The organism is Anoxybacillus sp. LAT27 (assembly GCF_022030075.1).
Taxonomy (GTDB): Bacteria; Bacillota; Bacilli; order Bacillales; family Anoxybacillaceae; genus Anoxybacillus; species Anoxybacillus kestanbolensis.
The window spans coordinates 1-16,964 of sequence record NZ_JAIWYK010000033.1 but is presented as its reverse complement, the minus strand read 5'-3'; the positions used below and the strand labels follow the sequence as shown (position 1 = coordinate 16,964).

Annotated in this window: 23 protein-coding genes and 2 pseudogenes; 6 read left to right on the top strand and 19 right to left on the bottom strand. The window is 38.1% G+C overall.

Translation table 11 applies throughout. From position 1 onward, the window contains the following. Positions 1–178: 178 nt before the first annotated feature. The 11 genes and pseudogenes from LD028_RS02210 to LD028_RS02160 form a co-directional block, all read right to left on the bottom strand. Entirely contained in the window at positions 179–739 is a 561-nt protein-coding gene (locus LD028_RS02210) for a YpmS family protein (RefSeq protein ID WP_237810796.1), read from the bottom strand. Between the two features lie 3 nt (positions 740–742). Further along, positions 743–1,495: an SGNH/GDSL hydrolase family protein gene (locus LD028_RS02205; RefSeq protein ID WP_237810795.1), complete on the bottom strand. Its 753-nt coding sequence runs from the start codon at positions 1,493–1,495 to the stop codon at positions 743–745. A 65-nt stretch (positions 1,496–1,560) separates the two neighbouring features. After that, complete coding sequence (locus LD028_RS02200; protein ID WP_237810794.1) at positions 1,561–2,133, bottom strand: SCO family protein; 573 nt, start codon at positions 2,131–2,133, stop codon at positions 1,561–1,563. 13 nt (positions 2,134–2,146) lie between these two features. Further along, the gene (locus tag LD028_RS02195; RefSeq protein ID WP_237810793.1) at positions 2,147–2,989 is read right to left on the bottom strand and encodes a DegV family protein; all 843 of its coding nucleotides are present in this window, start codon (positions 2,987–2,989) and stop codon (positions 2,147–2,149) included. 141 nt (positions 2,990–3,130) lie between these two features. Further along, on the bottom strand, positions 3,131–3,382 hold the full coding sequence (locus LD028_RS02190; RefSeq protein ID WP_004890472.1) for a YpmP family protein: 252 nt from the start codon (positions 3,380–3,382) through the stop codon (positions 3,131–3,133). A gap of 97 nt (positions 3,383–3,479) precedes the next feature. Beyond that, a complete protein-coding gene (gene ilvA / locus LD028_RS02185; protein WP_237810792.1) occupies positions 3,480–4,748 on the bottom strand; it encodes a threonine ammonia-lyase IlvA in 1,269 nt (422 codons plus the stop codon). Between the two features lie 123 nt (positions 4,749–4,871). Next, positions 4,872–5,360 (bottom strand): dihydrofolate reductase, encoded by a 489-nt coding sequence (locus LD028_RS02180; protein ID WP_237810790.1) that lies wholly within the window; start codon positions 5,358–5,360, stop codon positions 4,872–4,874. 13 nt (positions 5,361–5,373) lie between these two features. Beyond that, positions 5,374–6,168 carry a thymidylate synthase gene (gene thyA / locus LD028_RS02175; protein ID WP_237810789.1) on the bottom strand — a complete coding sequence of 265 codons (795 nt, stop codon included), beginning with the start codon at positions 6,166–6,168 and terminating at the stop codon, positions 5,374–5,376. A 94-nt stretch (positions 6,169–6,262) separates the two neighbouring features. After that, positions 6,263–6,478: pseudogene (locus LD028_RS02170) on the bottom strand (AIR synthase-related protein); the annotation flags it as partial. Between the two features lie 48 nt (positions 6,479–6,526). Further along, positions 6,527–7,219, bottom strand: a complete 693-nt coding sequence (gene tatC / locus LD028_RS02165; RefSeq protein WP_237810797.1) for a twin-arginine translocase subunit TatC — start codon at positions 7,217–7,219, stop codon at positions 6,527–6,529. A 108-nt stretch (positions 7,220–7,327) separates the two neighbouring features. Then, the gene (locus LD028_RS02160) at positions 7,328–7,510 is read right to left on the bottom strand and encodes a twin-arginine translocase TatA/TatE family subunit (RefSeq protein WP_012575061.1); all 183 of its coding nucleotides are present in this window, start codon (positions 7,508–7,510) and stop codon (positions 7,328–7,330) included. 91 nt (positions 7,511–7,601) lie between these two features. Between LD028_RS02160 and LD028_RS02155 the strand changes: the two genes are divergently transcribed. Further along, entirely contained in the window at positions 7,602–7,964 is a 363-nt protein-coding gene (locus LD028_RS02155; RefSeq protein ID WP_035019599.1) for a GIY-YIG nuclease family protein, read from the top strand. Positions 7,965–7,988: 24 nt separating this feature from the next. Here LD028_RS02155 and LD028_RS02150 read toward each other — a convergent pair. From LD028_RS02150 to LD028_RS02135, 4 genes and pseudogenes are all read right to left on the bottom strand, one after another. Next, positions 7,989–8,398, bottom strand: a pseudogene (locus LD028_RS02150) (dicarboxylate/amino acid:cation symporter); the annotation flags it as partial. Between the two features lie 177 nt (positions 8,399–8,575). Next, on the bottom strand, positions 8,576–8,707 hold the full coding sequence (locus tag LD028_RS02145) for a YuzL family protein (RefSeq protein ID WP_077428359.1): 132 nt from the start codon (positions 8,705–8,707) through the stop codon (positions 8,576–8,578). Positions 8,708–8,741: 34 nt separating this feature from the next. Continuing rightward, positions 8,742–9,518, bottom strand: a complete 777-nt coding sequence (locus LD028_RS02140) for a class I SAM-dependent methyltransferase (protein WP_237810787.1) — start codon at positions 9,516–9,518, stop codon at positions 8,742–8,744. Positions 9,519–9,558: 40 nt separating this feature from the next. Then, positions 9,559–9,993, bottom strand: a complete 435-nt coding sequence (locus LD028_RS02135; protein WP_032099505.1) for a BrxA/BrxB family bacilliredoxin — start codon at positions 9,991–9,993, stop codon at positions 9,559–9,561. A gap of 144 nt (positions 9,994–10,137) precedes the next feature. Between LD028_RS02135 and metA the strand changes: the two genes are divergently transcribed. Further along, positions 10,138–11,046 (top strand): homoserine O-acetyltransferase MetA, encoded by a 909-nt coding sequence (gene metA, locus LD028_RS02130; protein ID WP_237810786.1) that lies wholly within the window; start codon positions 10,138–10,140, stop codon positions 11,044–11,046. 90 nt (positions 11,047–11,136) lie between these two features. Next, entirely contained in the window at positions 11,137–12,639 is a 1,503-nt protein-coding gene (locus LD028_RS02125) for an MDR family MFS transporter (RefSeq protein WP_237810785.1), read from the top strand. A gap of 8 nt (positions 12,640–12,647) precedes the next feature. Here LD028_RS02125 and LD028_RS02120 read toward each other — a convergent pair whose 3' ends face one another. Then, positions 12,648–13,322 (bottom strand): class I SAM-dependent methyltransferase, encoded by a 675-nt coding sequence (locus LD028_RS02120; RefSeq protein WP_237810784.1) that lies wholly within the window; start codon positions 13,320–13,322, stop codon positions 12,648–12,650. 64 nt (positions 13,323–13,386) lie between these two features. On the opposite strand from LD028_RS02120, the gene LD028_RS17990 reads away from it, so the two are divergent. Then, entirely contained in the window at positions 13,387–13,518 is a 132-nt protein-coding gene (locus tag LD028_RS17990) for a hypothetical protein (protein WP_255707124.1), read from the top strand. Between the two features lie 26 nt (positions 13,519–13,544). Here LD028_RS17990 and LD028_RS02115 read toward each other — a convergent pair whose 3' ends face one another. The 3 genes from LD028_RS02115 to LD028_RS02105 all read right to left on the bottom strand — a co-directional run bounded on the left by LD028_RS02115 (position 13,545) and on the right by LD028_RS02105 (position 14,780). Then, positions 13,545–13,697, bottom strand: coding sequence for a hypothetical protein (locus LD028_RS02115; RefSeq protein ID WP_237810782.1), 153 nt, complete (start codon positions 13,695–13,697; stop codon positions 13,545–13,547). Between the two features lie 40 nt (positions 13,698–13,737). Further along, complete coding sequence (rraA, locus tag LD028_RS02110; protein WP_237810780.1) at positions 13,738–14,214, bottom strand: ribonuclease E activity regulator RraA; 477 nt, start codon at positions 14,212–14,214, stop codon at positions 13,738–13,740. 65 nt (positions 14,215–14,279) lie between these two features. Then, a complete protein-coding gene (locus tag LD028_RS02105; RefSeq protein WP_237810778.1) occupies positions 14,280–14,780 on the bottom strand; it encodes a metal-dependent hydrolase in 501 nt (166 codons plus the stop codon). Positions 14,781–14,953: 173 nt separating this feature from the next. On the opposite strand from LD028_RS02105, the gene LD028_RS02100 reads away from it, so the two are divergent. Both LD028_RS02100 and LD028_RS02095 read left to right on the top strand, forming a co-directional pair. Next, a complete protein-coding gene (locus tag LD028_RS02100) occupies positions 14,954–16,060 on the top strand; it encodes an acyltransferase (RefSeq protein ID WP_237810777.1) in 1,107 nt (368 codons plus the stop codon). 92 nt (positions 16,061–16,152) lie between these two features. Further along, complete coding sequence (locus LD028_RS02095; RefSeq protein ID WP_237810776.1) at positions 16,153–16,938, top strand: CHASE3 domain-containing protein; 786 nt, start codon at positions 16,153–16,155, stop codon at positions 16,936–16,938. Positions 16,939–16,964: the final 26 nt, after the last annotated feature.

The window sequence follows — 16,964 nt, the reverse complement described above, 5'->3', positions numbered from 1 at the left end:
CAAACTGCCTATGGAGAATGGGCATCTCTCCTCTTTTTCAATTATGTATGTCGTTATTTTCGTCGGTTCATCAAGGGAGACAAATGCCAAAATGGAACAAAATGTTTGAAAGACAGGTGTCTTCCAACCATTTTGTCAACAGTCTGAGGATGTCCCTCAGTAATGAGAGACATCCTTATTATTTTGTTATAGTAACTGTAAAAGTGATATCATTTTTATTTAAATCGAACGTTTTCGCCTTCAACACGAGTCCTTCTTTTATACGAATGTTGCTTACAACAATATAAATGCGTTCACGTTTCGCATCGATTTTCACCCAATTTGGCAATGAAGCATGTTTATTGATATACGTTAATACATACGGTACAGGTAAACGGAGTTGCCCAAACGTCATCATCGGATGAGCAAGTACAACGTGACCATTCTCATCCACCGTTGGATCAAATGCCATCGTCAAATCAACAGTCTTTCCGAATATCGGGATAGCACTTGTTATATACAACCGATCAGCTAATTGAACATTGTAAGACAAACTACCTTGTTCTTCATGCTTCTGAATATAGTCGTTCACTAACGCATTTAGATGTTGTTTAGATGTTTGAACAGTAAATGTCGGTCCTTCCACGTTAACATTCGATATATATGGGGAAGGAGATGATTGAAACATATAAAAAAGTAATAACGCCATCACTAAACTATTTATTCCTAACAAACTAAAAAATAACACTTTCCACTTCACTATTTATTCCCCTATCCATTCTTCATGTTTTTGTAGATGTTCATACATACGTTGTGCGATTAGTTCATAGCCACGTGTGTTCGGATGAAATTGATCGTCATACAATATATCATCACGTTCTTCAAACAAATCGTCAATAGGTACAAATAGCGCACGATCATAACGCGAGATCACTTTCTTACTTCCTTCGTTCCATATGTGTATGATCTCCCTCATTTCTTGTATATTCGGAAAAGCCGAAGAAAACGGATTGTATAACCCGACAAGTACAATATAAGCATCTGGATTTATATAGCGAAGAAGTTGCAATTGCTCGTCAAGTCGAGAAGCAAACATCTGTTGTTCTTTAACAAACAATTCATATGTTAAGGATAAAAAATGTGACCGGACAACTTTCATGACATCGTTTCCGCCAATTGTGATCAAAATAACATCTGCTTTTCGAATGACCGATTCATTGTTCATGATGACATCAGTTAGTTGTTCACTACGCAACCCCCGCTTGCCAAAATTTTGAACAAACACCTTATTTACATCTTCACGTTGCTCTAAATATTGCTTAATGAATGTGACATAGCCACCTTTACCATCCCCTACCCCTTGCGTTAACGAATCGCCTAACGCTACAACATGTAAATCACGTGGCTTTATTTGTTCTTGTTCATTTTCTTGTATGGTCGCTGGGACAGTAGTTGTAGAGGTCGAGGAACATCCGACTAAACATACACAAAGAAATAGAAGAAGCAGTTTGTTCATATGGGATCCCCTCTCTATAAAAGAAAAGACAAAAATGACACGGTCATCATTTTTGTCTGCATATGTTATTCTTGTAACATGTCAATATGTTTTAAAATTTCTTCGTACGGTACATCGTTTAAGCCACTATAATACTTCACGATCGTTCCATTTTGGTCAACGAGATAAAAATCTGTACCGTGAATGACTTGATCCCCTTCTTGTGGCTTTTTTACAACGGCTTTAAAGTTTTTTTGCGCAAAGCGTTCAATGTCTTGTTGGGTGTAACCTGTAAGTAAGTGCCAATTACTTAAATCTCCTTGAAACTTTTCAACATACATTTTTAACGCATCTGGTGTATCGTTTTCGGGATCTACACTAAATGAAACAAAGTGCACATCTAACCCTTTTTCCTTGGCCATTTTTTGTAATTTCGCCATATTTGCTGTCATCGGTGGACAAACGTCAGCACATCGTGTGAAAATAAAATCGGCTACCCACACTTTTCCTTTTAAATCAGCTAGACCAAACTGTTGACCATGTTGGTCAGTAAATGTGAAATCTTCGATCGGCCAATTTTTTGCATCTGGAATCGCTTGCTGACAAGCAACAAGCGAGAACAACAGCACAGCAAACAGCCATAAACATATACGTTTCACCTTTTATGTCCTCCTATTCCGTATAGTACATAAACCCTATCGCTCCTGGACCTGTATGTGTCGAAATGATTGGAGTTGTATACACAATGTCCGTCTGTGTCCATCCTGTCGCTTCCGCAATGGATTGCTTTAATCGTTCACTTAAATCAAGCGCATCTGCGTGAGCAATTCCGACTGCTCGAACTTTTTTTCCCTTCGTATGTTCAACAAATTGATTGGTTAAATATTTGACAATTTGGGACTGGCTCCGAACTTTTGTGACAGGCGTATATACCCCATCTTCTAATGAAGCGATCGGCTTGATGTTTAGTAACGAACCTATCATCGCTTTCCCTCGTCCGATGCGTCCACCTTTGACGAGATTTTCAAGCGTATCAACAACAACGAATAAATGTGTATTCGCACGAATTGTATCGAGATGGGAAACAATCTCTGATACTGTCTTTCCCTCAGAGGCCATTTTGGCCGCTTCTAATACTTGAAAGCTAAGTGCAAGAGAAATAAAGCGTGAGTCGACAACGGTGACGTTCGTCTTTGTCATCGCAGCTGCACTTTCGGCAGAGCGCACCGTTCCGCTCATTCCCCCTGTCATATGAATCGAAACGACATCGTATCCCGCTTCTCCAAGTTCATCATACACTTGTAAAAACTGTCCCGCAGACGGTTGAGAGCTTTTCGGAAGTTCATTTGCTTGTTTCATTTTTTCAATAAATTGTTGTGGAGTTAAGTCAATACCATCTAAATATGTTTCCCCATCAATAGAGATGGATAATGGAACGACACGAATGTCCCACGCTTCAATTATTTCTCTTGGTAAATCGATCGTAGAGTCTGTTACAATTTTTACTTTACTCATTTTTTCACTTCCTGTATTTCATTCTAAAATTTTCGTACGGTGAAATTATATAATAAAATCGCCCTGTATGTCGTCGTTTTCATAAAATTTTTTGTAAAAAAAGAGCTGATTTGCACATTAGCAAAACAGCTCCTTCGTCATTTATGCATTGTTTTTTAAAATTTCAGATTTAAATATTTGTTCGTATACCGGCCACTTCAATACACGTTTTAAATAATCTTTAAACGAATGCACCTTCTTTGTTTTTTTGCTCGCATACACTTGTGCAATAAACGTTTGTAACCTTACTTTTACCATAAATTGATAAGGGTTATCGTCCTCCAATACCGGAATTTCGATAATTTTTACTTTTTGCCCATCTACGTTTTTAAACTCTAGGCTTTTGAATAACAAAATATCAATCCTCTTTTTTGACCGATTTACTTATATTATACACGATTTTTGTGTTGAAGTATGTCACATTTCGTCATCGATTTATAAAAAATTTTTGTCAAATGAGCAAATGGAATAAACTACTATCTTTATTCACTTCCATAAACGGAAAACCTTTTTTCTTCATTCGTTCAACAAGCGGACCATAATCTTCACGACATTTCAATTCAATGCCAACGAGAGCTGGACCACTATCTTTATTATTCTTTTTCGTATATTCAAACAATGTAATGTCATCTGTTGGTCCCAGCACTTCATCAAGAAATTCACGTAAAGCGCCTGCACGTTGTGGAAAATTGACAATAAAATAATGCTGAAGTCCTTCATAAATCATAGAACGCTCTTTAATTTCTTGCATACGTCCAATATCGTTGTTTCCTCCACTGATAATGCAAACAACTGTTTTGCCACGAATATGTTCTTTATATAAATCAAGTGCAGCAACCGGCAACGCTCCAGCAGGCTCGACTACAATCGCATTTTCATTATAAAGCTGTAAAATCGTTGTACACACTTTTCCTTCAGGAACAACAACAATATCATCGACTATTTCTTTGGCTAACGTAAATGTTTTTTCCCCGACACGCTTTACCGCTGCTCCATCTACGAAGGGGTCGATTTCACTTAAAGTAACGACTTCTTTTGCTTCAAACGATTTTTTCATCGAAGGAGCTCCTTCAGGTTCGATACCGATTAATTTTGTCGTTGGTGAAATACTTTTTATATACGTACCGACACCAGAAATAAGCCCTCCCCCGCCAATACTTGCGAACACATAGTCGATCGGCTCTTCACAATCATTTAAAATTTCAACCCCGACCGTTCCCTGTCCAGCAATGACAGCCTCATCATCAAACGGATGGATAAACGTTCGTTGCTCTTTTTTGGCACAAACAATCGCCTGCTCATAAGAGTCATCAAATGTATCACCAACTAAAATGATATCAACAAATTCCCGACCAAAAAATTGTACTTGTGATACTTTTTGTCGTGGAGTAGTAGACGGCATATAAATTTTACCGTGTACGCCGAGTGCTCGACACGAATAAGCAACGCCTTGGGCGTGATTTCCTGCACTTGCACAGACAACGCCGTTTTTCTTTTCTTCTTCACATAAACTTTTCATTCGATAATATGCCCCGCGAATTTTAAACGATCGAACGACTTGTAAATCTTCCCGTTTAAAGTATACGTGGCAATCATAACGTTCTGAAAGCAATTCATTTTTTTGTAAAGGGGTATGATACACGACATCCTTTAACGTTTGATAAGCAATTAAAATATCTTCTACATATACGCCATGTTTTCGTTTTACTTGTTGTTCCATCTTCTCGTTTCCTTTCCACTTATAAATTCGTTGTCACATTTATGTTATTCTAAAATATATCATATTTTCGGATAAAGAAAAGTAAATTTTCTAAAAATTATTTAAAAAGATAAAGCCCGCCGATTAGCGAGCTCGTTCATATATGCAAAATGTATGTGGATAGCGATTTTTTTCATCTTGCACACCCGGTTGGGCGGTACAAAGCGTCCATTGTTTTTCATCGATTGGCGGGAAAAATGTATCGCCTGTAAACGTTGCGTCAATATGTGTAACGTACAGGCGATCCGCTAGCGGCATCGCTTGTTCAAATACTTGTGCTCCTCCAATAACGAACGCATGGCCATATTGTTGCTCGATTTGTCGAATGTTATCTATCGAATGAATGACTTGCACATTCGCATCTGTTGAAAACATTTTGTCTCGTGTCAGTATGATATTGATTCTCCCGGGGAGTGGACGACCAATCGATGCAAACGTTTTTCGCCCCATAACGATCGGGTGTCCGAAAGTAACGCGTTTAAAGTAAGCTAAATCCGCCGGCAAATGCCAAGGTAACGTATTGTTATAACCAATCACCCGATTGCGATCCATCGCAACAATAATAGAGATCAACTAAATCACTTCCTTATACAGACACGTCCGCTTTAATATGCGGATGTGGATCATAATCAACAATTTCAAAATCTTCAAAACGATACTCAAAAATAGAAGCAGGCTTTCGTTTGATTATCAATTTCGGGAGCGGTCGCGGTTCTCTTGTTAATTGCAATTTTGCTTGTTCAATATGGTTCATATATAAATGGACATCACCGCCAGTAAAAATAAGTTCTTTCGGCTGCAGATCGCATTGTTGAGCAACCATATGTGTAAGTAGCGCGTAGCTTGCGATATTGAACGGAAGACCTAAAAACGTATCGACAGATCGCTGTTGCCACATGCATGATAATGTCCCGTTTTCCACATAAAACTGAAAAGCATAATGACAAGGTGGCAACTTCATATGATCTAATTCTGCAACGTTCCACGCGCTCACTAAAAGACGGCGGGAGTTTGGATTTGTTTTTATTTGTTCAATCACTTCACTTATTTGATCAATCGTTCGTCCGTCTGCTCCTCTCCACGAACGCCATTGCGCTCCGTACACCGGTCCTAAATCTCCGTTTTCATCTGCCCATTCATCCCAAATCGTTACACCATTTTCTTTTAAATAGCGAATATTCGTATCTCCGCTCAAAAACCAAAGCAATTCATGAATAATGGAACGAATATGTAATTTTTTTGTTGTCAGTAAAGGAAATCCTTCTCGTAAATCAAAACGTAACTGACGTCCAAATACAGAAAGCGTTCCCGTCCCCGTACGGTCATCTTTATACACACCGTTTTGCAAAATATCTTCAAGTAATTGTAAATATTGCTTCATGATGCCCTCACCCTTTTTTTATTTGCTGTCATTTATTATGACATAAAGCAAAAAAGTAGGAAAGACAAAAAAACCGTAGGATTTGCCCTACGGTTTAACAAATACGAGGTAACATAAGCCCTGTCAGTCGATATAACCGTCGTGTTGTACCAAGCGGTGTCCGTAATAACAACTGCCCTTTTTTTGTTGCGCGAACTGTTCCGATCACAGCTGCGTCTTTTCCTTCTAGTTGGGAACGAAGTACATCAAGAATGGCCTGTTCATCTTCTTTTGGTACGATCATGACTACTTTTCCTTCGTTAGCCAAATAATTAAAAAACAAAAGCGCCTTCTACTCTGAAGACGCTTCTTGCTCTGGCTACTTTTCTTTGCGTTTATACACAAATTTTGAAATAGATATACTCACTTCATATAATAAGAGTAACGGGATGGTTACCAAAAAGTCAGAAATAAAGTCTGGTGGGGTAATCGTTACCGCAATAATAACTAATACAAAATACGCATATTTTCTTACTTTTTGTAACGCGTACGGATTAATTAAACCAACGCTTGTTAAAAACATAACGATGATCGGTAATTCAAACAATATAGCAAACGGAATCGTCATATTTAAAATAAATCGAAAATACTTCTCTGTTGTAAACATCGTTGCGAACAAATCTTCGCCAAGACTCATTAAAAAGTGGAACACCATCGGCAAAACAACAAAGTAACCAAAACATAAACCGAGAACAAATAACAAAAATGTCGCTGGAATATACGATAACGTTACTTTTCGTTCTCTTGGAGTAAGAGCAGGCTTCACGAACATCCATAGTTGCCAAACAAATACAGGAATCGTCATTGTGATGGCAAATACCCCTGCTAACATAACATATACCCATAAAATATCTGTCGGACCTAAAATAGTTAACTTTACATCTAAATCAGCAATCAACCAGCGATATAAATCTTGAACAAAAATAAATCCTACAATAAAAAATAAAATAAGAGCCCCGACAACAATAAACACGCGTTTGCGTAATTCTTCTAAGTGTTCGACTAACGTCATCTCTTGATCTTCATATCGTCTCTTTTGTTCCACGGGCGTAAACACCTACCTTTTTCCATGTTAAAAACGGCAACATACTGTTGCCGCCTTATCGTTGAATTCGTCTCTTTATTTTTTATTTTCATCAAGCTCTTCTAATACTTCGTCGCGCAATCCTTTTGTTGACTTTTTAAACTCACGCAACGTTTCACCGAAAGCACGTCCAATTTCAGGCAGTTTTTTCGGTCCGAAAATGACAAGAGCGATGACAAGAATTAAAATTAAACCAGGCACTCCGATATTTGAAAGCATAACGTCATCTCCTTTTTTCATACATACGCTTCTTTTATTGTATTGCTAAGATCTTCATTTTTCAATGACTAATTTTTAAGAGGTGTGAGAAATGTTTGACAATCAACATACAGTATATGCTATATTCTTCACCATAACTAGCAATGTTACTGTAGAAGTCGGTAAATTGGGTAGTTTTTTATTTCCGAGCGGAAACTATATTTATGTAGGGAGTGCGAAACGAAACATTCAATCACGTATTCGACGTCATATGCAACTGGAAAAACGAAAACGTTGGCATATCGATTACATTCGTCCATATGGAGAAATTACACACGTTCAAACATATTCTTCTGAGCTTAGTGAATGTGAGCGTGCCCAACAACTTTTACAACAATATAAAGGAACATGGCTCGTGAAAAAATTCGGTTCATCGGACTGTCATTGTTTCTCTCATCTCATCTATTATAAATAATAAACGAGGGATGGATTCCCTCGTTTAGCTCGCCTTTTCATATTTCTCTTCTGATTTCGCCACAATCACCGCACATGCCGCATCACCTGTAATATTCACAACTGTTCTCGTCATATCAAGCAAGCGATCAACTCCTAAAATAAGGGCAATTCCTTCAACAGGTAGACCGACGGATGTCAGTACCATAGAAAGCATAATTAAGCCGACGCCCGGAACGCCTGCTGTACCAATGCTAGCAAGTGTTGCCGTCAAAACGACTGTCAAAAGATCACTTAATGTCAAATCTACACCGTACACTTGTGCGATAAACATTGTTGCCACACCTTGCATAATGGCCGTTCCGTCCATATTAATTGTCGCTCCAAGCGGCTGGACAAAACCACTGATGCTTTTCGGGACGTTTAAGTTTTTTGTGCGGTTTCCATCGATACTGGTTCTGCGTCTTTTGCTGTAAAACGTATTCAACTTCGCATGGGAAAAGGGTTAAGGGAGAGAACCCATTCAATTGTAAATGTTTTTTTTTAAGATTGTAAAGAAAAAATGAGTATAATTGTTAGAAAAGTATTTGAATTTCTTTTTTTACAAAAAAACTACCACAATGATGTGGTAGCCTACGCGCGCTTTGTTTTTTTACGACTTGAATCCAACTCAATGTTTCCTGTTTCATAGTCAGTCGTACCTTGCCCTTTGATCTCCGGTGAGCTTAATCCCGCTTTCGAAGCATCTTTTTTTCGTTTTCCCATCTGATTCACCCCCTACTGCTTTATTTTGTGCCATTTACGAAAGTTCAATCGTACCGAAATGAAATTTTGCTGTTTTTCTTCGATAAACAGAGAAACCAAATTGATGAAATCGCGAGCTTTGCCAATGATCTTTCAACACAACTCGTTGACGGGCTACTCGTTTCGCCTGTTCGATATCTTCTTTTGTTACGTTCGTATATAGCGCTACCTGTTTTAATCCCTTTATCCCATCCGACTCTTCAATACTTACTTCAAACATCGGATCCAAATAAACAACATCATATGATTTATCATCGCATTGCGCTAAAAATGAGCGAAAATCATCATGATGCACACAAATACGTCGCATCGCTTCATTAAGTTCAACTACATCGCTATCCCAATGACGTAACCCTTGTTTTGTTAAGTAAGCGATATATACACTCCCCTCAATTCCTACCACTTTTCCTTCCGGACCAACAGCTAAGCTGGCGATAATACTATCGGCCGCCAATCCAAGCGTACAATCTAAAAACGTCATCCCCTTTTGTAACTTCGTAGCTTGTAAAAACGGTTCACTTTCTCCTTTTAAAATGCGCTTTGCTCGAAAAGAAGCAGAATTAGGATGAAAAAATAACGGTTCACGTCCGTTCGGGAAATGGAGTTCTAATCTCTCTTTTCCAACGACAAGAACAGGTTGAGCTACAAATTGGTGGATGGTCGTAATGGAACGTTTTCGACGCGGAATGTATAAAGTTTGTAATTCTAACGCAATTTGTTTCGCTTTCTCGATCATTTGGTCATTCGTTCTACCTGCAGTTGTCACAATCATACGTTCACCTCAAAAGAAAAAGGATGTCTGTAGGACACCCTTAGCAATGTTTTTCAAAAGCTTGCATAATATTTTGCATAATATTTTCGAGCGAGTTTGCTTCGATATCGTGACGTGGAATAAAATGAACAACTTCTTTACCTTTTAATAATGCCATCGATGGAGAAGAAGGTTCGATACCGACAAAATACTCACGCATTTTAGCTGTCGCTTCTCGATCTTGCCCTGCAAAAACAGTAACGAGATGATTCGGTTTTTTCTCGCTCATTTGTACCGCCTGAATAGCCGCTGGACGCGCAAGCCCTGCTGCACAACCACAAACAGAATTAACGACAACAAAAGTTGTTCCCTCTACCTGTTCCATAAACTGTTCCACTTCTTCACTCGTGCGCAATTCTTTAAATCCGCCGTTTACTAATTCATCACGCATCGGTTGTACAACTTGGCGCATATATTCTTCATATGACATAAACATACGTACATCCCTCCAAATCATTATTGCTTTTACAAGAATACAACAATGTAAATAGAAAAATCAATAAAATAAAAAACATTGAACAATTTTCTAAAAATTTTTATAATGAATGTATTTATATAATGTAAATGGAGGTTGAGGACATTGCCAATTAATATTCCACGTAATCTTCCTGCGAAAGAGGTACTAGAACAAGAAAATATTTTCGTTATGGATGAAGATCGTGCCTATTCTCAAGACATTCGACCGCTAAACATTATTATTTTAAACTTAATGCCCCAAAAAGAAAAAGCGGAAACACAATTGCTACGTTTACTCGGAAATTCACCGCTACAAGTGAATGTAACCTTCTTGCGTCCAGAAACACATGAAGCAAAAACAACATCAAAACACCATCTTGACCAATTTTATACAACATTTCAACATGTACGACATCGAAAGTATGACGGTATGATCATTACCGGGGCACCTGTTGAACATTTACCGTTTGAACAAGTCGATTACTGGAATGAATTGACCAAAATAATGGAATGGACAAAAACAAATGTCACATCTACGTTACATATTTGTTGGGGTGCACAAGCGGGAATGTACTATCACTATGGTATTCCAAAATACGATTTACCACAAAAATGTTTCGGGGTATTCGATCATGTGTTAGAACAAAAGCACGTGAAACTGATTCGTGGATTTGACGATATTCATAAAATCCCACACTCACGCCATACAGATGTGAAACGTGAACATATCGAAGCGGTTTCAGAGTTAACGATTTTATCTTCATCCGAAGAAGCTGGCGTCTGTCTCGTCATTTCAAACGATGGCAAACAAGTGTTTTTAACAGGGCACCCAGAGTATGATGGCACAACGCTAAAAGAAGAATACGAACGTGACTTAGCCAAAGGTCTAGACATTCAAATTCCAAAACATTATTTTCCGCATGACGATCCGAATAAGCAACCGTATAACACATGGCGTTCTCACGCTAACTTACTGTTTGTCAATTGGCTCAACTATTATGTTTATCAAGAGACGCCTTACATTTGGGAGTAGGCTTTCGCTTTTCTGCGAGAGCTTTTTTATTTGTAAGTATGTAAAAAAAGAATATAATGTTTTGTATACATAAAGAAAGGAGATGTACACATGGTTGATCAAACCCGACATATTTCTTTTATTGTAGCGGGACTGTTATTAGCTATTTTTATGGCAGCAATGGATAATACAATTGTCGCAACCGCAATCGGTACAATTGTCGCAGATTTAGGTGGCGTAGATCAATTTGTTTGGGTCACATCCGCTTACATGGTGACCGTCATGGCCGGTATGCCAATTTTCGGGAAGTTATCTGATATGTATGGAAGAAAGCGATTTTTTCTTTTTGGACTCGCTGTTTTTTTAATTGGTTCCGCGTTATGTGGCTTAGCTCAAAATATTGTACAGCTGAGTATTTTTCGTGCAATTCAAGGAATTGGTGGCGGTGCGTTAATGCCGATTGCATTTACAATCGTATTTGACGTGTTTCCACCCGAAAAACGAGGAAAAATGACCGGATTGCTCGGTGCAGTCTTTGGAATGTCAAGCGTGCTTGGTCCATTGCTCGGTGCTTATATTACCGATTATTTAAGTTGGCATTGGGTATTTTATGTGAATGTCCCAATCGGTTTATTGTCTATTTTTTTCATTGTTCGTTATTACAAAGAATCGACACAGCATACAAAACAAGCCATTGACTGGTTTGGCGCTTTGACTCTCGTTGTTGCTGTCGTTAGTTTAATGTTTGCATTAGAATTAGGTGGAAAACAATACGATTGGAAGTCAACTCCTATCATTTCATTGTTTTCTATTAGCTTTGTTTTCTTTGTGGCTTTCTTATATGTAGAAACAAAAGCAAAAGAGCCAATCATCTCATTTGTTTTGTTTAAACGGCGCACGTTTGCGATCGCACAACTATTAGCATTTTTATATGGAGCAACATTCGTTATTTTAACTGTGTTTATTCCTATTTTTGTCCAAGCTGTATATGGAGGAACTGCTAAAAATGCTGGCCTCATTTTAATGCCAATGATGCTTGGTTCTGTTGCGGGAAGCTCGGTAGCAGGAATTTCCCAAACGAAAACATCTTATCGAAATATTATGTTCGTTTCGATTATCGCCTATTTTTTTGGTATGCTTCTTCTCAGTATGATGACACCAGAAACATCGCGACTATGGTTAACTGTTTATATGGCATTAGCTGGATTTGGGGTGGGTTTCTCCTTCTCACTTTTACCGTCGGCATCTATGCATAACTTAGAACCTCGTTTTCGAGGTACAGCAAACTCAACAAACTCGTTTTTCCGCTCGCTTGGTATGACGATTGGTGTAACGATTTTCGGTACAATTCAATCAAACAAATTAATTAACGAGTTACATAACACGTTCGGTGCGAACACAGCTTCATTTTCTCCGGATCCGCATGCATTGTTTGAAGCTGGAACACGAGCTCAAATCCCACCCAATGTGTTGCAAAAAATTGTAGATGCCATGGCTTCATCCATCACGTATGCATTTTCTATCGCATTAGTTCCGATTGCACTCGCAGCGTTCGCCATTTTCTTTATGGGAAATGAGAAACTGGAAGTACAACAAAAAGATAGGGGGCAATAATCCGTCCCCTACCTTTTTCGCAACATAAACAACCAAAGAAACGAAACGGCTTGCTTTAATTCCGTTGGTAGTTGTTTTATAAACGATTCATCAACTCCACGCTTATATACACCCTCTTGCCCGACAAGCGTGAAACCATTTTCTTTTGCTAATTGCTCGAACTCCCACGGCATCATCGTATTACAAATGACCGCTTCATTATATAAACGACGATAACTATTCACCCGTGGAGCAGCTGTTGGGCCAAGAATGCCGACACATACATATGCATTTGTTTTTAACACCCGACGAACTTCTTCAAGTGCAGCAAATGGTCGTTCTGTCCATTCAAAACAGTTAATGATCATCGCGCCTGTAAACGTTTCATCTGGAAAAGGTAAATTCATAATATCCGCTTGTTGAAAATGAAGATGTTCATGAGTTCTTCGTTTTTTGGCTAATTCAATCATTTCACTCGATAAATCTAATCCGATGACACGATACCCTTGTTGACATAGTTTATATGACCCGTATCCATCCCCACATCCAATATCTGCAATATATCCTTCTTTCGGCATATATGTCGTCACAAACGGAATGATCGTTTTTCGACTTCCTCTCTCCCACATCTCCTCGCTGCCTTGATGCCACCACTCTGCTCGCTCATCCCATTGTTTTTCCGCCTCTTTATGCCATGCGCGCATAACTCCACCCCTTTTTGAAAAAATAAACATGTTACGTTTATTGTAGCAGAAAGGAGCAAAGAACATGACAAAAAAAGTGAACGAAGGAAGCAAAAATCAAAACGCACCGACACAACATGGCAAGTTGCATGAGGAAGTAGGGGACAACAGTAAAGGGCGCAAACAAAACAAAAGCCAAAACGATAAAACAGAGTAATGAAAAAGTCGGGCTGATCGCCCGACTCATTCTTTTCGCTTGTTCACACGAATAGCTGGTGTGTTGTTACCAATATAAAACGGAACACCTTCTTCATGTTGCTTGTCATAAAAATAACGATCGATCTCTTGTTCAGCAAACGCCACTTCATCTTCTGGCATTGTTTGTTTTTTCTTCATCGTCCAGCCCTCCTAGACGATAGAATAACCGAACAAATCGTTATTCATGCAAAGGTCCGTCTGAAACAACCACTCCATCTTCATCAACATATACATATGTACCTGGCTTCCACTCTATATCCCCGAAATAAACAACTATATCCCGCGCCCCTTTTCCTTCTTTTTTACTTTTGCGAGGACATGTTCCAAGTGCAAGTACGCCAATTGGCATTGCACCTATTTCTTTCGAATCACGAATGCATCCATGTACAATAATGCCTGCTAATTGACGGTCACATGCAATTTGCGCAAGACGATCGCCCACAAGCGCACATTGTTTCGAACCTTTCCCATCAACAACAACCACACTGCCTGCGGGTACCGTTTCGAGTGCTTCTCGAACGAGTACATTATCTTCCATAACATCTACCGTTGTAATAGGTCCATAAAACGATGTTTTTCCCCCGAAGTTTTGAAAGGTAAGTGAACAAACACGCACACGTTCTCCATATTGATCACATAAATCTGCTGTTTTCATCCTCATCCCCCATTTTCACCAATCTCACCCTAATAATAGTCAATCTATTCTAAAAAATAAATAAATTAAAACAAAAATAGTGAATCCTGCTCTTCTATCGCGCCGTTCATTAAAAAATAAATGAATAAGGCGAGAAAACAGTAAAAAAGCACGGTTTCAAGAAAACTAGATGTACGATATGTAACGATAAACCGGTATCTTCTTTTAGAAAATGGCCATAATAACGGAACACCTTGGCTAGAACAATAATCAGCTAGAATGTGAAACGCATAACCTAAGCATAACCCGAGCGTAAAAGAGGAAAAGTGCTGTAATAATAAAACAGCTGTGATTGCTCCCCATGCTAATAGCGAGTGCGTAAATCCACGATGACCGAACGCTTTTTTTACTTGTTTCGCTACACCGAGCGAACGGCGACCGATATATGAGTTTGGTTCATCAATATCAGGGAGCAACCCCCCAATAACTAATCCCGTAGCATAAGCGATAGTAAAAGATGCAGGGGTGTATGTTGCAATGCCAGCTCCAATGGCTAACGATGAAACAATATGTGTATGGTAACGCATGTTCTCACCTTCCTTATTTGTGTTTGTAAACGTTTTACATCATATTGATTATTAATATTCATGAATTTGCGATGTTTTTTTCAATAAATGTTCATTTCCCTAACCAACTTTGTGAAACTATTAGCATTATACTAGTATATGAATAAACTGACAAATGAAACTGGTGAGGCAAAATGACAAAAAAAACACCTGCGGAATTAACTGTCATGAAAAGTTTAGCATTTTTAGCTGTCGTTTTTCAAAGTGCGCTATTATATGTAATGAATCACCGCTCACCTCATCCGGAGGAAGCGATTATGCTCAGTATCTGGTTTCAATTCGTTAAATTTTCCGCTCCTGTGTTTGTATTTTTAGTCGGATTTCATATCGCACAACTAACAGAAGTGATTTCTTACTCACGTTACATGTCCCATAAATGGAAAGAGCTCATCGTTCCATATATCACATGGTCGTTTGTTTATTTTACATTATTTTCTAGTCATCCACATGTATTAAAGGCGATAAAGCAACTATTATTCGGAGAAGCTGCTCCCCATTTATGGTACGTCGTCATGATCATACAATTTCATATACTTGTTGTGATATTTGTTCCATTTTTCCGTTGGCTTGAGCAAAAAAAATATTGGAAATCATTTATTACAATTAGTGCACTCATTTACATTAGTTTTATTACATTCATTTCTCCGATCGTTCAAAGCGAGTCATATATACATTATGTGGATCGTACATTTTTAGCTTATTTTTTCTATTTTTGTTTGGGTGGTTTCGCTGCATACACTTTACCAACTTGGCGAAAGTTTGTAATTCGGGCTATCCCGCTTAACACATTTTTATTTTTATCTTTATTCATTTTTGTTGGGTATGAATTATTTACATCGCAAAGCATTTTTTCGATCGATTTAACAACGATTACGTATTTAAAACCTTCCATGGTGTTATATGTCACATCAGAAATTTTCTTGTTATATGGTTTATCGATTACGATCGTACAAACAAAATCGCGATTATACACAGCATTACGGTTCATTAGTCAATATACGTACGGAGCATATATCGGTCATATATTTTTTCTATATGTGTTTGCAGCAATCATTCCGACGACAATGTATTCTATGTTACAAGCGGTGCTTTTGTTTTCAATTACAACAATCGTTTCCGTCGGCGTCTGTTATACAATACACGCAACACCCCTTAGCTTACTATTTATCGGTCAAGTGCGCCAACATCGGACATTGCCAATCTCAATGGTTTCCAAACTAAAAAAAGGTATCCCTGGATAATGTTAGGGGCACCTTTTTATTTTGTTCGCACAAACCACCTTTTATTTCTAAACATATAATAGGTTGGAAAATGAATATAAAGGTGGGTAAATATGGGTATTCGTCGAAAAATATTTTTCGGATGTTTCTTCATTTTGTTATTCGCGATATGTGTGGGAACATTTCAAATATTAAGAATGAACGAAACAAAAGAGATGTATAGCCGTCTCATCGACCATCGCTTCAATATCATAACAAAAACAGACGAAATGGTCACCTATTTTTATGAAGAAAGAAAAGACATACTTACTTATTTATTGTTAAAAGATGACAAATTTTTAACAAGCTATGAGGAAAAACGAAGACAATTTTATGGAAGTTATGAAAAAATAAACTCAATGTTAACTACTACAGAAAGTAAGACAATGATTAATAAATTACAGCAGCTAGAATATGAATATTTTCAACTTGTGCAACAATTTCTACGCACAACACATGAACAAGAACGGACAAATGTTGTTCAAAAACTTCAAGAAACAGGTCATCGCTTTTTACAAACAGCGGAACAAATGTTACAACGACAAAAAACACTGTTAGAAACAGATCAACAGCGTATTGAACAGCACACGAAACAAACATACATCGTATCACTAACAATGATCGTATCTGTCATTTTGCTTGGTAACATCTTTTCTTTTTTAGTGAGCCGTCAAATCGCTCTGCCGATCCGCTTTGTTTCCGATGAATTACAACGTATAGCAAAACAAGATTTATCTTCTCCTCCCTCTAGAAATGTTGATATATCAAGGTTTCTTGGCATCATAGGGGTGCCAAAAAAATTTTTTCGACAAAATGAATCACATACTTTTTCATTTTTGTTGATATCTAACAATCCATAGGTACGCTTCGCGACCACTGGTTATTT